Origin of the sequence: Clavibacter lycopersici (assembly GCF_003576405.1) — a bacterium.
Lineage (GTDB): Bacteria > Actinomycetota > Actinomycetes > Actinomycetales > Microbacteriaceae > Clavibacter > Clavibacter lycopersici.
The window spans coordinates 1-14,066 of record NZ_QWGT01000052.1 but is presented as its reverse complement, the minus strand read 5'-3'; the positions used below and the strand labels follow the sequence as shown (position 1 = coordinate 14,066).

The following is a 14,066-nucleotide window of genomic DNA, read 5'->3' as shown; positions in this document are numbered from 1 at the left end:
GGCGCGTCGGCCTCGTGACCGACGCGGCCGACGGATCCGGGGGAGCGGCGCCCGACGCGGCGCCCGAGGTCCCCGCGGCCCTGCGCCTGGCCGTCGACCGCTGGCTCCGCCACGTCGAGGTGGAGCGCGGCCTGTCCCGCAACACGATCCAGGCCTACCGCCGCGACCTCGCCCGGTACACGGCGCACCTCGCGGCCGAGGGCGTCGCGGATCCGGCCGGCGCCACCGCGGCGCACGTCGCCGGGTTCGCGCAGCGCCTCCGCGACCCCGAGCAAGGGGGCCTCACGGCGTCGTCGCTCGCGCGCATGCTGTCGAGCGTGCGGTCGTTCCACCGGTTCCTCGTGGAGGAGGGGATCGTCGAGGTCGACGTGTCCGCCGACCAGAAGCCGCCCAAGCTGCCGAGCCGCCTGCCGAAGGCCGTCTCCATCGAGACCATGGGTCGGATCCTCGACGCGACCGACGGCGACGAGCCGCTGCGTGTGCGCGACAAGGCCCTGCTCGAGCTGCTGTACGCCACGGGCGCCCGCGTCAGCGAGATCACGGCGCTCACGGTCGACGACGTGCTCGGCCCCGACGGCGCGGCCGACGAGCTGGTGCGCGTGCTCGGCAAGGGCGGCAAGCAGCGGATCGTGCCCGTCGGGTCCTTCGCGCGCCGCGCCGTGGACGCCTACCTCGTGCGCGTCCGCCCGATCCTCGCCGCGCGCGGCACCGCGACGCCCGCCCTCTTCCTGGGGCTGCGCGGCCACGCGCTCTCCCGGCAGAACGCGTGGCTCGTGATCAAGGCGGCCGCCGAGCGCGCCGGCGTGACCGAGGAGATCTCCCCGCACACGTTCCGGCACTCGTTCGCGACGCACCTCATCGCGGGCGGCGCCGACGTGCGCGTGGTGCAGGAGCTGCTCGGCCACTCGTCGGTGTCGACCACGCAGATCTACACGCGCGTGACCGTCGACACCCTGCGCGACGTCTACACGACCGCGCACCCGCGTGCCCGCCGGGCGTGAGCGACCCTCCCCGGTAGACTCGCAGGATCCGGCGGACCCCCGCGTCGGACGAGCGGCAGAGAGAGATCCACGTGACGCGCAAGCCAGATGTGACCGAGCTCCCGGGAATGGACGTCCCCGTGCTCGGACCCACCGGTCGGGAGCTGCGCGAGTTCGCCGAGCCCGAGCCCCTCCAGGGCCACGGACCGGCCAAGATCATCTCCCTCTGCAACCAGAAGGGCGGCGTCGGCAAGACGACCACCGCCATCAACCTGGGTGCATCGCTCGCCAGCTACGGCCGCCGCGTGCTCGCCGTCGACTTCGACCCGCAGGGCGCGCTGTCCGCGGGCCTCGGCGTGCAGACCCACGATGCCGTCACCATCTACGACCTGCTGCTCGGCACCGTGAAGGACCCGCGCGAGGCGATCCAGACCACGGGCTTCGAGGGCCTCGACGTGATCCCCGCGAACATCGACCTGTCGGCCGCGGAGGTGCACCTCGTCAACGAGGTCGCGCGCGAGCAGATCCTCGCGAGCGTGCTGCGGAAGGTGAGCGCCGACTACGACGTCATACTCATCGACTGCCAGCCGTCGCTCGGCCTCCTCACCGTCAACGCGCTCACGGCGAGCCACGGCGTCCTGATCCCGCTGGAGTGCGAGTTCTTCGCCCTCCGCGGCGTCGCGCTGCTGGTCGAGACCATCGAGAAGGTCAAGGACCGGCTGAACCCGGGGCTCGCGCTCGACGGGATCCTCGCGACCATGTACGACTCGCGCACGCTGCACTCCCGCGAGGTGCTGCAGCGCGTGGTCGAGGCGTTCGACGACAGCGTGCTCGAGACCGTGATCGGCCGGACGGTCAAGTTCCCGGACGCGTCGGTGGCGGGCAAGCCCATCATCCAGTTCGCGCCCGAGCACCCGGCCGCGCTCGCGTACCGCAAGGTGGCGCGGGAGCTCATCGCGCGTGGCGCCGTCGCGTAGGGGCGCACCCCTGGCCGAGCCGGAGCTCGCCGCCGACGCGGACGCCGCGGCCATCCGTGTGGACCCCGAGCGCGCGTTCCGCGTGAGCATCGGCAACTTCGAGGGCCCGTTCGACCTGCTGCTGTCGCTCATCGGCAGCCACGAGATGGACATCACCGAGGTGAGCCTCAGCCTCGTGACGAACGAGTTCATCGCGCACATCCGCGGGCTCGACGGGCCGGAGGACCTCGACGAGGCGAGCTCGTTCCTCGTGGTCGCGGCGACGCTCCTCGACCTCAAGCTCGTCGGGCTCCTGCCGCAGGGCGAGCTCGTGGACGCCGAGGACGTGGCGCTGCTCGAGGCCCGCGATCTGCTGTTCGCCCGGCTGCTGCAGTACCGCGCGTTCAAGCAGGCCGCATCGTGGTTCCAGGAGCGGCTCGCCGCCGAGTCCGGCCGCGCGTTCCGCGACGTGCCGCTCGAGGAGCGGTTCCGCGCGCAGGTGCCGGAGCTCGTGTGGACCACGTCGCCCGCCGACCTGGCGGCCATCGCCCTGCTCGCGCTCGCGCCGCGCGAGATCCCGACCGTGGGGCTCGACCACCTGCACGCGCCGCTCGTGAGCATCCGCGAGCAGGCGGCCGTCGTCGTCGCCCGGCTGCGGAGCGGGGCGCCGGTCACCTTCCGGGAGCTCGTCGCGGACGCGGGGATGACGGGCGTCGTGATCGCGCGCTTCCTCGCGGTGCTCGAGCTGTACCGGGTCGCCGCGATCGAGTTCGACCAGCCCGAGGCGCTCGGCGAGCTCACGCTCACCTGGACCGCGGAGAGCTGGACCGACGACGCGCTCGCGAGCCTGGGGGCCGGCTATGACAGCTGAGCCGGTGGATCCCACGGACGACGCCGCCGCGCCCGACGCCGCCGTGCCGCTCGACCTCGACCGCGCGCTCGAGGCGCTGCTCATGGTCGCCGACGAGCCGCAGAGCGTGACGACCCTCGCGACCGCGACCTCCACGCCGGTGAAGGAGGTGCGCCGCGCTATCCAGCGGCTCGTCGACGACTTCGACGGGAAGACCGGGGGAGTGCGCCGCGGCTTCGAGCTGCGCGAGGTCGGCGGCGGCTGGCGCGTGTACGTGCGGCCCGAGTACGACACCGTGATCCGCGACCACGTGCTCACGCAGAACCCCACGCGCCTCTCGCAGGCGGCCCTCGAGACGCTCGCGGTGATCGCGTACAAGCAGCCGATCAGCCGCAGCCAGGTCGCCGCGATCCGCGCCGTGAACGTCGACTCGGTGGTGCGGACGCTGCTCGCGCGTGGCCTCGTGACCGAGGCCTTCACCGACGGCGAGACCGGCGCGATCCATTACGGTACGACAGACCACCTGCTCACGCAGCTCGGCATCAACTCGCTCGACGAGCTCCCCCCGATCTCCCCGTTGCTCCCCGACGGGGCGGAAGGCTTCCATGACCCCCTCCACTGAGAACAGCCATGCCTGGAACCCGGACGAGCCCGTCGCGGGCGTCCGCCTGCAGAAGGTGATGGCCGCCGCCGGCGTCGCCAGCCGCCGCGTGTGCGAGGACATGATCGCCGCGGGCCGCGTGACCGTGAACGGCGAGGTCATCACCGAGCCCGGCCGGCGCATCGACCCCGAGGTGGACGAGGTCGCGGTCGACGACCAGGCCGTGCAGCTCGACACCTCCAAGCGCTACCTCATGCTCAACAAGCCCGTCGGCATCTACTCCTCGCTGCGTGACGAGCGCGGCCGCCCCGACCTCCGTGAGTTCACGGAGGAGTTCGAGGAGCGCCTGTTCAACGTCGGCCGCCTCGACGCGGAGACGAGCGGGCTGCTGATCCTCACCAACGACGGCGACCTCGCGCACGTGCTCGCGCACCCGTCGTTCGGGGTGCTGAAGACGTACATCGCGAAGGTCACGGGCCGTGTCACGCCGCAGACGATCCAGCGCCTCACGCAGGGCGTGGACCTCGAGGACGGGCTGATCCAGGCGGATCGCGCGCGGATCCTCTCGGGCGGCGGCGACCAGACGCTCGTGGAGATCACGCTGCACTCGGGCCGGAACCGCATCGTGCGCCGCATGCTCGACGAGGTCGGCCACCCGGTCGAGGAGCTCGTGCGCCGCCAGTTCGGGCCGCTGCACCTCGGATCCCTCGGCGTCGGCCGCGTGCGCGACCTCACCTCCGACGAGCTCGGCCAGCTCCTCACCATCTCGCGCGAGGCCCGCTCGCAGGCCGGACCCGCGACGCCGCAGGGCGCGGGCGCGGACGCCGAGGCGCAGGGGGACGTGGACCGCGAGGACGGCGAGTGAGCGAGGCCGCGGGCGCGGCCGCCGCGACCGACACGCGCGTGCAGGGGACCGTCCGCATCGTCGGCACGGGACTCCTCGGCACGAGCATCGCCCTCGGGCTGCGTGCGCGCGGGGTCGACGTGGTGCTGGCGGACGCGTCGCCGACCACGCTCCGCCTCGCCGCGGACATGGGCGCGGGGCGCATCGCCGACATCTCGCCCGCCCCCGACCGGCCGTCGCTCGTCGTGGTCTGCGTGCCGCCGGACGTGACCGCGCGCGTGGTGGCGGCCGAGCTCGCCGCGCATCCCGACGCCCTCGTCACCGACGTCGCGAGCGTGAAGGCCGCGCCGCTCGCGGAGCTCGCCGACATGGGCGCCGACCTCTCCCGCTACCTCGGCTCGCACCCGCTCGCCGGGCGCGAGCGCGGCGGTCCCGTCTCGGCGACGGGCGACCTCTTCCTCGGCCGGCCCTGGGTCATCGCGGGCCACGACGGCATCACGTACTCCGCCGGCGCGCCCGTCGAGCAGCTGATCCTCGACCTCGGCGCCGTGCCGATCGAGATGACCGCGGAGGAGCACGACGCCTCCGTGGCTCTCGTCTCGCACGTGCCGCAGGTGGTCGCGAGCCTCCTGGCGTCGCGGCTCGCCGACGGCGACGCGGCAGCGCTCGGCCTCTCCGGGCAGGGCCTCCGCGACACCACGCGCATCGCGTCGAGCGACGCGGCGCTGTGGGTGCAGATCCTCGGTGCCAACGCCTCCCGCATCGTGCCGATCCTGAAGGCGCTCCGCACCGACCTCGACGACGTGATCGAGGCGCTCGACGACGTCGACGCGCAGGGCGCACGGCTGCGGGTGGCCGAGCGGATCCACGCGGGCAACGCGGGCGTCGCGCGGATCCCCGGCAAGCACGGTCAGGACCGCCGCTTCGCCGCCATCACCGTGATGATCGACGACCGCCCCGGCCAGCTGGCCGCCCTCATCTCCGAGGTCGGCGCCGCCGACGTCAGCATCGAGGACCTGCGCCTCGAGCACTCGCAGGGGGCGCAGGTGGGTCTCGTCGAGATCGCCGTGCTGCCCGAGGCCCGTGACCGCCTGGTCGCGCGGCTGGAAGAACGGAACTGGAGGATCGCCGGATGACCGGACACGCTGTGAACGCACCCGACCCGCTCGAGGCCGACCCGCTGGAGGACGCCCTCCTCGTGGACGCCACGCTCAACCGCACGGTCGTCGCCGTCGACGGCCCCGCGGGCAGCGGCAAGTCGAGCGTGAGCCGCGCCGCCGCGCGCGCCCTCGGCTTCGACTACCAGGACACGGGCGCCGCCTACCGCGCGCTCAGCTGGTTCGCGCTGGAGAGCGGCGTCGACACCGAGGATCCCGCGACCGTCACGAGCCTCATCGAGGGGTTCGACTACGACATCGCGATCGACCCGTCCGAGACGCGCGTCACCGTGCGCGGCACCGACGTCACCGAGGCGATCCGCGAGCCCCGCGTCTCCGCCGTCGTGAGCCGCGTGGCCCGCGTTCCCGAGGTGCGGCACTACATGGTGGAGCTGTTCCGCTCGCTCATGGCGTCGAGCGACAAGCCGGGCATCGTGGTCGAGGGCCGCGACATCACCACGGTCGTCGCGCCCGACGCCCAGGTGCGCATTCTGCTGACGGCCTCCCCGGAAGCTAGGATGAGCAGGCGTTCCGCGGAGACGTCGACCCAGTCGGCAGCCGCGGTCGGCGAATCACTCGCCTCCCGGGATCGGGCCGACTCGCAGGTCGTCGATTTCATGAACGCCGCAGATGGTGTGACCACCATCGACTCCACGGACATCGACTTCGACCAGACCGTCCAGGCGGTGGTCGAGCTCGTTCACGCACGAACAGATTGAGGCGCGGCCCGGCGACGGGCCGACACGCCAGAGGAATGACATGGCTGATCACGACGACGACTTCCCCGAGCTCGACAGCGGGCTCCACGAGCGCCTGTCGAGCATCGACGAGGAGCTCGCCGCCCAGCGCGCGCAGACGCTCCGCGCCGGGCTCGAGGACTACGACCTGGACGACGAGGACCTCGAGGTCCTCGAGTCCGCGACGGACGACCCCGACCAGGTCACGTACCTGCCGGCGCTGCCCGTGCTGGCGGTCGTCGGCCGCCCGAACGTCGGCAAGTCGGCGCTCATCAACCGCATCCTCGGCCGCCGCGAGGCCGTCGTCGAGGACACCCCCGGCGTCACGCGCGACCGGGTCTCCTACAAGGCCGAGTACGGCGGACGCTGGTTCACCCTGGTCGACACCGGCGGCTGGGAGCCCGACGCGAAGGGCATCAACGCGTCCGTGGCCATGCAGGCCGAGATCGCGATGGACCTCGCCGACGCCGTGCTCTTCGTCGTCGACGCGAACGTGGGCGCCACGAGCACGGACGAGCACGTCGTCCGCCTGCTCCGCAAGACCAAGAAGACGGTGATCCTCGCGGCCAACAAGGTCGACGACGCGCGCCAGGAGCCGAACGCCGCCTCGCTGTGGTCGCTCGGCCTCGGCGAGCCGCACCCCGTCTCCGCGCTGCACGGCCGCGGTGTGGCCGACCTCCTCGACCTCGTGCTCAAGACCCTGCCGCTCGTCTCCAAGGTCGCCAAGGAGGAGGTCGGCGGACCCCGCCGCGTCGCCATCCTCGGCCGCCCGAACGTCGGCAAGTCGAGCCTGCTCAACAAGGCAGCGGGCGAGGAGCGCGTGGTCGTCAACGAGCTCGCCGGCACCACGCGCGATCCGGTCGACGAGCAGGTCGAGATCGCCGGCAAGGTGTGGCGCTTCGTCGACACCGCCGGCATCCGCCGCCGCATGCACCTCGCCCAGGGCGCCGACTTCTACGCGTCGCTCCGCACGAGCGCCGCGCTGGAGAAGGCGGAGGTCGCGGTCGTCATGATCGACGTCTCCGAGGTCATCAGCGAGCAGGACATCCGCATCATCGAGCTGGTGCTCGAGTCGGGCCGCGCGCTCGTGCTGGCGTTCAACAAGTGGGACCTCCTCGACGACGAGCGCCGCCGCTACCTCGAGCGCGAGATCGAGACCGACCTCGCGCACGTGTCGTGGGCGCCGCGCGTCAACATCTCGGCGCGCACCGGCCGCCACATGGAGAAGCTCGTGCCGGCGCTCGAGACGGCGCTGGAGTCGTGGGACACCCGCATCGCGACGGGCAAGTTCAACGCGTTCCTCGCGGAGCTCACCGCCGCCCACCCGCACCCCGTGCGCGGCGGCAAGCAGCCGCGCATCCTGTTCGGCACGCAGGCCTCGAGCCGTCCGCCGACATTCGTGCTCTTCACGACCGGGTACCTCGACCCCCAGTACCGCCGCTACATCCAGCGTCGCCTGCGCGAGATCTACGGCTTCGAGGGCAGCCCGATCATCGTCAACATGCGCGTGCGGGAGAAGCGGAAGCGCTAGGCGGGCACAGCGCGGAAGCGCCAGCGCGTTCCCGCGGGCTCCGGCTCGCCGCACGACGGACGGCGTCGATCCCTACTCGGGGTCGGCGCCGTCCGTCGTTCCGCGGGCGTCGCGGATCACGTGTACCAGGTGGGCTCGGGGATATCGCCGAGCAGCACGTGCCGGCCGACCTCGCGCCGCTTGTAGGCGATCGGGTCGTGGAGGCTGTGGGTGCGGAGGTTCCGCCAGAACACGTCGAGCCCGACGGTCGAGGCGGTGGCGCGCGCACCCGTCAGCTCGAACACGCGCGTGCCGACCTCGAGCCCGTCCTCCACGATGCGCGCCTTCGCCGCAGCGACCCGCACGGCGACCTCGCCGCGCTTCCGCTCGGTCAGCTTCTCGCGCGGCGCGTGCAGCACGGCGCTGATCTCGGCGCCCACCCGATCCAGCAGCGCCTCCGACGCCCAGAGCTTCGACTGCAGCTGCCCGTAGCCCTCGAGCACGTACCACTCGTCGGTCGCGCGCTCCTTGTCGTCGCCGCCGTACGGCCAGGCGCGCGTGGTGCTGCGCGTGTACGCGGCGGCCGTCCCGAGCGCGCCCTCCGCGATCCCCTGGTAGAAGTTCGCGAACACCAGCTGGATCGCGGGCACGTTGAGCGTGCCGTAGACGAGAGGCTGGAACACCTTGTCGACGAACCCGGCGGCGTTCGTCCACGGCACCCGCACGTCGCGGATCTCGACCGAGCCCGACTCCGTGAGCCGCTGCCCGAGGCTGTCCCAGTCGTGGCCGAAGACGATGCCCGGCTGATCCGTCGGCACGATCGCGAACACGTGGGTGTCGGTGCCCTCGATCACGCCCTCGAGCACCGTGAGGTCGGAGACGACGCCGCCCGTGCTGAAGGACTTGCGGCCGGAGAAGATGAGGTCGTCGCCGTCCTCGCGGATGACGAGGTCGGAGTCGCGCGGGTTCACGGCGCCGCCGAAGAGGAGGTTCCCGGTCGTGGCGAACTTCTCCACGGCCTCGATCTGCGCGTCGGTCGCGACGAGGCGAGCCGCCCACGCCCAGAGGTAGTGGTAGCCGAGGAGCTGGCCGATGGATCCGTCGCCGCGGGCGACCGCGCGGATCACCTGGTACGCCGTCTCCCACGTCTGCCCGCCCCCGCCGTGCTCCGCGGGCCCGAGCAGCGTGACGAGGCCGGCGTGCTTGAGCAGCGCCACCTCCTGGTGCGGGCTCGCGCCGGCGCGGTCGCGCTCGACCTGGTCGACGGCGAGGATGTCGGCGACCTCTCGGGCGCGGGCGATCCACGCGGCGGGGGAGGAGGGGCGGGGAGCGCCCTTCCAGCGGTCGACGGGGGCGGCGCCGAGCGGTGCGGGGCGCGGGCGGTCGGCGTCCGCGTTCGCGGTGCCTCGTGCGGGTGCGGGGGAGCCGGATGCGGGTCGGGGCTCGCGGTCGATCAGGGTCATGTCCTGTCCTCTCGTGAAGGGGCACGACCGGTGCCGCGCCCTGCGGTGGGGCCACGGTAGGGGCGGGTCCGACGGGCTGGCGAGGGGTGTGACGCGGGGTTGCCTCGCGTGACGACGCGGGGCGTCACGCGGTGTCATGCAGGCACCCGTGCGGGCGGATGCGGCGGCGAGGTGAGGGGACGCTGCCATGTCCGCGGTGCGCGATCCGGTCCGTTCCCGGCCCGCGGACGGCGTCCCGTCGTACCCTGATCCGGGCGCATCCGACGCCCGCTCACGAGACACGGAGGATCGCACCGGTGGACCAGCTGCTCAGCCGTCTCGATCGGATCGCCGCCGGGCGCCAGGCGGGCCACGTCATCGCCGAGGACATGCGTGACCACCCGTTCACGGCGCGGGCGTTCCGCTGGATCCGGTGGATCCTCGTCGCCGAGACCGCCGTCGGCGCGACCGCGGTGGCCATCGCCCTGACCCTCGCCTCCGACGGCATCGCGATCGCCCCGGCCGTCTGGTTCCGCTCGTTCGTGGTGCTCGCGATGACCCTCACGCTCTACTACTTCGCCTGGCGCGCCTCGGCCGGCTACTGGTGGGCGTACTCGCGCCTGCGCCTGTTCAGCCAGATCTTCCCCATCGTGACCCTCGTCATCGCGGCGATCCCCGGCCTCTACCCGCTCTGGATGGTCATCGAGCAGATCGTCTTCTCGCTGCTGCTCATCGGCGTGGCCGACATCCTGCGGAGCGACCACATGCGCGACGCGTTCCCGAAGCCGGGGCGGGTGGCCGGCGGCTCCGCGGCGGGGTCGTCGTCGGCGCGGCCGTCGGGTGGTGCGGCGGCCTGATCCGGGGCCTCGCGCGTGCCGGAGCAGTGCCGGCGATGCGGTAGGCTCTACGAGTTGCCCAGCGATGGGACAGCGGGCTGTGGCGCAGCTTGGTAGCGCACTTGACTGGGGGTCAAGGGGTCGCAGGTTCAAATCCTGTCAGCCCGACGGACATGCCTCGGAAGGACCTATGGGTCCGGCCGGGGCATTCGTCGTATTCGGGTGATCTCCTTCCCCGACGGCCGCGAGCCCAAGAGCGGCATCGATTCTTCTCGGCCATCGACGCAGCGTCGTGAGGTTGCCTCACGGGCTCACCGTTGAGTATCGCCTGCCCTCTGTGACCCGGTCGGGGTGCATCCCCAACACCTTTCAAGTGCGAGGCTTTCGTGACGAGAGCGAGAGCACGTGGAGCAGCAGGACTGGGCGATACGGGTGGGCGACGTGCGGAGGCGGCGTCAGATACACGCGGAGTACGGCGGCGGGCGGCAGGGCGGGATGGAACCCAGCGCGAAGACCCCCAACGTGCTCTTGTTCACCGGCCCCGGCGGGCGATCGAGCGGATATGACGTGTTCGACGGCTGGCATTTCGACGGCACGTTCCACTACACCGGCGAGGGGCCGAGCGGCGCGCAGGTGATGACCAGCGGCAATCGGGCGGTGCGGGATCATCACGATGAAGGCCGGGCGCTTCGGCTATTCGAGAAGCAGGGGACCGGCCCGGAGGTGAAGTACGTCGGCGAGTTCGAGCTCCCGGAGGAAGATCCGTTCCTCGTCGACGATGCCCCGGGAGGTGATGGCGCGATGCGGTCCGTGTTCATCTTCCGGCTCCGTCCCGTCGGCGAGACCGACGCGTCGCGCCTGGCCCGCCTGACAGCCCCGTCGCTCGTCACCGAACGTCTGCCGCTCGAGCTGAGCCACGTCTCGGAGTACATGGTGGAGAGGATGCAGGAGCCGCAGCCGCATCTTCGAACAGAAGCGACGCTGGTTCATCGATACGCACGGTGGCTTCTCACGACGCGGAACGTGCAGGTGGAGCGACATCGCATCCCGAGCCCAGGCGGCGCCACGCTCTACACGGACGTCTTCGATCCTTCGCGCGGATTGCTCGTCGAGGCGAAGGCGTCTGCGACTCGTCACGACATCCGCACTGCCCTAGGACAGGTCCTCGACTACGCCCGCTATGTGGAGCACTCGAAGAAGGCCATCCTGCTTCCCTCGCAGCCTCCTCAGGACCTCGAGGGCCTGTTGAACGACTACGGAATCGGCCTGATATGGCCGGAGATCGGGGGGAAGTTCGTCGAGAGGCTCGTGTGATCCTGATGCCGCCCTCGACAGCGAATCAAGATGTGCGCCGGCTCCGCGCCGCGGCTCGACGGAGGATGTCGTCGGCGAAGGCCTGATTGTGATGCCGTCGGTATGGCGACGAGCGGCGACGCATCTGCGTGGTGTTGAGCCTGTAGGCCCCTTCGGCGAAGTGCGAGCGAGCGAGCACCCGCTCGAGCTGGCGCCAGGAGCGTACGACGCTTCGGCTGATGATCTCGTTCCCGTAGGGCACGGTTTCCGTGCGCATCGAGAACAGCTCGACGATGTCGCGCACAGAGGACGCCGGCCTCGACTCCCGTACCCGATCTCCGTCGACGTTCATGCAAATCTCGACTCGGCTGCTTCTCCCCTTCACGTACTCGCGGGCGAAGAGGGTCTCGCGACCACCGCAGGAAAGGGTGAAGAGCCTGCGATCCTCAGCCGTTCGGGATGTCGAGGGTGACGCCACGATCGTCCAGAGGACGCGCTGCGTACCGAAGGGGTCGGGTATGCACTCGTCGACGTACCTCGCGAGGGCATCGGCCATCTCCTCGTAATCGGGCCGTGCAGCCAGGTCCCAGAACCTCCGCTGCATCGTCGTATCGCCGCCCTCATGCCCGTCGCCGAGGCGCACTCGGCGCTCACGCTCCCACGGCAAGAAGATGCTTGTGCCGTCCTCGACCGTGACGTCGAGATCGCCTCGGCCAGCCGGCCATCCCGTCAGGTTGAGGTTGCGAAGGCTGTGCGCGGATTCCTGCCGACGGATCTCGCGTCGTTCGCACTCATCAAGATCCGTGATCGGGCATGGGGCGAAGCTCAGAGCGACGATGTCCCCACGGCGGCGGCGATGGGCGGAATACCGCGCGACGATTTGACGCGTCTGCCCCACATATCGCATCTCGTCTTCGAATTCGAGGACGTAGATGCCGCAGACCTCCGTCGAACCCGCGAAGAGGGCCGCCGCTGACCCGGCCTCCATCATGTCGTAGCGAGTGAACGTGAGCGGACCGGGCGAGGAGGGCATGCGTCCACGTTAGGGAAGATGAACGAGATCGCCGTCGCCGATGTCGGACGTCCGTGGTGTCCTCCTGCGATGTCATGGGCCTCGTCAGCCGCCGCGCGAAGCATCATGCGCTCGAACCGTCGGCGTGACACAGCACCGGAGCTGGCCGTCCGGCGGATCCTGCACGCCCGCGGCTTCCGATATCGGGTCGATCTGCGGGTTGTGAAGGAGACGCGCAGCCGAGCCGACATCGCGTTCACCCGCCAGCGCATCGTCGTGTTCATCGACGGGTGCTTCTGGCACAGCTGCCCGGATCACCTGCACCTGCCGAAGGCCAACGCCGACTACTGGGTGGCGAAGCTCGCCCGCAACGTCGAGCGCGATGCCGAGGTGACCGCGCTGCTCCGCGACCTGGGGTGGACCGTGCTGCGGTTCTGGGAGCACGTGCCCGCGGAGATGGCCGTGGAGGAGATCGTCGTCGCCGTCGAACGCGCCCGCGGTGCTTGAGGATCGACGCAGCGATTCGGCATCCTGGAACGGGCCGGGATGCCCGGCCTCTGACCTGACGAACGACGGATGGAGGAGCACATGCAGACATGCACGAACACGACGACCGTCTCGAGCCGCAGGCGTCCGACCCTGCTGCTCGGTTTCGCCCTGGCCGGGTCCCTCGTGGTCGCCGCGGGTCCGTCACCGGCGGCCCATGCCGCGACGACCCCGGCCGCGACGTCGTCGGAGTCCGCACCGGCGGCGTTGGATGACGACCCTCGCAGCCAGGACCTCCGTGGCGCCCTGGAGCTGATCGAGTCCGTGCCCGACGAGGTCCTCGCGCAGGGCGATGCGGCGACGGCCGAGTGGTTCCGCGAGAACGGGGTCGGATCCGGAGCAGGAACGAAGGACGGCAGCGGGCTCGTCACCACGCAGGCCAGCGTCCTCGGGTGCACCGCGGCCATCGCGACGGTCATCGCCTCCACCGCGTTTCCGGCGGCGAAGATCCTCAAGGTGAAGAAGCTCATCGGGGAGCTCGGGGGCGTGGCGAAGGCCGTCCAGATCTTTTGGGGTGCGTCGTTCTCGTACGAGAAGCTCCAGGTGGTCGGAGGCGCCGCGCTGGCATTGGCCGGCGAGCTCATCGGGATCACGTCCGTGAAGGAGGAGTGCTTCTCATGACCGCGTCCAACGTGCTCCGCACCGTCGTGATCATCGCGGCCGGGGTGGGAGGCATCGCGTTCTGGCTGGCGGGGGAGGCGGGCCTCGGCACTCTGCTCCTCCTCGCGGCGCTGGCCGCGACCTTCCTCATGGGGCCCGCGATACTCGGCGACCCTGCGGGCATCGGTCGGCTCCCCGACGGCGTCACCGCCGCGGACGTGAAGGAGCACCGGAAGCAGCACGGCGGATCCATCTCGGACGCCGTGCGCGCCGTCGGCCAGCGGGAGGGCTGAGCATCGGCGACGCCCGCGGTCCGGCGGTCTGGCGGTCTGGCGCCGCGGGCGTCGCCTCCGCTCGGCGGGCGGATCCCAGTGGTCCCGCGCCCCTTTCACCCCCATGCGAGGGCTTACGGCCGGGAGAGCGCGCCCCTAGCCTCAGGCGTCGTCACTCGACGGCCTGATCTGCCGCCTACCCCTTCGTCGCGGCATGCACCCGAGGAGCACCATGCCCGACGTTCCCTCTGCCGCCCCTGCCGGCTGGTTCCCCGACGGATCCGGGCAGCTCCGCTACTGGGACGGATCCGTGTGGACGCAGCACGTCGCGCCGATGGTCCAGCCTGCCTCGGCGCAGGCGCCCGCTCCGAGCGCAGCGGCCACGGCGGCCGTCGCAGCCTCGCCGCAGGCGGACGCCGCGCGGAGCGCC

Annotated in this window: 16 protein-coding genes and 1 tRNA gene; 15 read left to right on the top strand and 2 right to left on the bottom strand. The window is 71.4% G+C overall.

Annotation, left to right across the window (positions count from 1 at the left end; all coding sequences use genetic code 11):
- Positions 1–14 precede the first annotated feature (14 nt).
- From xerD to der, 8 genes are all read left to right on the top strand, one after another.
- The gene (xerD, locus tag DZG00_RS05570) at positions 15–1,001 is read left to right on the top strand and encodes a site-specific tyrosine recombinase XerD (protein ID WP_119455447.1); all 987 of its coding nucleotides are present in this window, start codon (positions 15–17) and stop codon (positions 999–1,001) included.
- Between the two features lie 107 nt (positions 1,002–1,108).
- On the top strand, positions 1,109–1,957 hold the full coding sequence (locus DZG00_RS05565; protein ID WP_174239708.1) for a ParA family protein: 849 nt from the start codon (positions 1,109–1,111) through the stop codon (positions 1,955–1,957).
- Complete coding sequence (locus tag DZG00_RS05560) at positions 1,941–2,807, top strand: segregation and condensation protein A (protein ID WP_119381220.1); 867 nt, start codon at positions 1,941–1,943, stop codon at positions 2,805–2,807. Before DZG00_RS05565 ends, DZG00_RS05560 begins: the two co-directional genes overlap by 17 nt.
- The gene (scpB, locus tag DZG00_RS05555; protein ID WP_119381221.1) at positions 2,797–3,408 is read left to right on the top strand and encodes an SMC-Scp complex subunit ScpB; all 612 of its coding nucleotides are present in this window, start codon (positions 2,797–2,799) and stop codon (positions 3,406–3,408) included. The genes DZG00_RS05560 and scpB overlap by 11 nt, the downstream gene beginning before the upstream one ends.
- Entirely contained in the window at positions 3,392–4,252 is an 861-nt protein-coding gene (locus DZG00_RS05550) for a pseudouridine synthase (RefSeq protein ID WP_119381222.1), read from the top strand. Before scpB ends, DZG00_RS05550 begins: the two co-directional genes overlap by 17 nt.
- Positions 4,249–5,367 (top strand): prephenate dehydrogenase, encoded by a 1,119-nt coding sequence (locus DZG00_RS05545; protein ID WP_119381223.1) that lies wholly within the window; start codon positions 4,249–4,251, stop codon positions 5,365–5,367. Before DZG00_RS05550 ends, DZG00_RS05545 begins: the two co-directional genes overlap by 4 nt.
- The gene (gene cmk, locus DZG00_RS05540; RefSeq protein WP_233548823.1) at positions 5,364–6,107 is read left to right on the top strand and encodes a (d)CMP kinase; all 744 of its coding nucleotides are present in this window, start codon (positions 5,364–5,366) and stop codon (positions 6,105–6,107) included. The genes DZG00_RS05545 and cmk overlap by 4 nt, the downstream gene beginning before the upstream one ends.
- Positions 6,108–6,147: 40 nt before the next feature.
- On the top strand, positions 6,148–7,656 hold the full coding sequence (gene der / locus DZG00_RS05535; protein WP_086513292.1) for a ribosome biogenesis GTPase Der: 1,509 nt from the start codon (positions 6,148–6,150) through the stop codon (positions 7,654–7,656).
- 116 nt (positions 7,657–7,772) lie between these two features.
- On the opposite strand, the gene DZG00_RS05530 is transcribed toward der, so the two are convergent.
- Positions 7,773–9,098 (bottom strand): acyl-CoA dehydrogenase family protein, encoded by a 1,326-nt coding sequence (locus DZG00_RS05530; protein WP_199688889.1) that lies wholly within the window; start codon positions 9,096–9,098, stop codon positions 7,773–7,775.
- Between the two features lie 296 nt (positions 9,099–9,394).
- On the opposite strand from DZG00_RS05530, the gene DZG00_RS05525 reads away from it, so the two are divergent.
- The 3 genes from DZG00_RS05525 (at position 9,395) to DZG00_RS05515 (ending at position 11,227) form a co-directional block, all read left to right on the top strand.
- The gene (locus tag DZG00_RS05525) at positions 9,395–9,934 is read left to right on the top strand and encodes a hypothetical protein (RefSeq protein ID WP_119381224.1); all 540 of its coding nucleotides are present in this window, start codon (positions 9,395–9,397) and stop codon (positions 9,932–9,934) included.
- Positions 9,935–10,007: 73 nt separating this feature from the next.
- Positions 10,008–10,081 (top strand) — tRNA-Pro (locus DZG00_RS05520).
- A 237-nt stretch (positions 10,082–10,318) separates the two neighbouring features.
- Positions 10,319–11,227: an SRA domain-containing endonuclease gene (locus DZG00_RS05515; protein ID WP_119381225.1), complete on the top strand. Its 909-nt coding sequence runs from the start codon at positions 10,319–10,321 to the stop codon at positions 11,225–11,227.
- 25 nt (positions 11,228–11,252) lie between these two features.
- Here the strand turns inward: DZG00_RS05515 and DZG00_RS05510 are convergent, their stop codons facing one another.
- Positions 11,253–12,239 carry a GIY-YIG nuclease family protein gene (locus DZG00_RS05510; RefSeq protein WP_119381226.1) on the bottom strand — a complete coding sequence of 329 codons (987 nt, stop codon included), beginning with the start codon at positions 12,237–12,239 and terminating at the stop codon, positions 11,253–11,255.
- A gap of 18 nt (positions 12,240–12,257) precedes the next feature.
- Here DZG00_RS05510 and DZG00_RS05505 point away from each other — a divergent pair, with 18 nt between their 5' ends.
- From DZG00_RS05505 to DZG00_RS05490, 4 genes are all read left to right on the top strand, one after another.
- Positions 12,258–12,725 carry a very short patch repair endonuclease gene (locus tag DZG00_RS05505; RefSeq protein ID WP_311135912.1) on the top strand — a complete coding sequence of 156 codons (468 nt, stop codon included), beginning with the start codon at positions 12,258–12,260 and terminating at the stop codon, positions 12,723–12,725.
- An 81-nt stretch (positions 12,726–12,806) separates the two neighbouring features.
- On the top strand, positions 12,807–13,385 hold the full coding sequence (locus DZG00_RS05500; protein WP_147359930.1) for a hypothetical protein: 579 nt from the start codon (positions 12,807–12,809) through the stop codon (positions 13,383–13,385).
- Positions 13,382–13,657 carry a hypothetical protein gene (locus DZG00_RS05495; protein WP_119381229.1) on the top strand — a complete coding sequence of 92 codons (276 nt, stop codon included), beginning with the start codon at positions 13,382–13,384 and terminating at the stop codon, positions 13,655–13,657. Before DZG00_RS05500 ends, DZG00_RS05495 begins: the two co-directional genes overlap by 4 nt.
- Before the next feature lie 211 nt (positions 13,658–13,868).
- On the top strand, positions 13,869–14,066 hold a 198-nt coding region (locus DZG00_RS05490; protein WP_147359929.1), incomplete at its 3' end, for a DUF2510 domain-containing protein.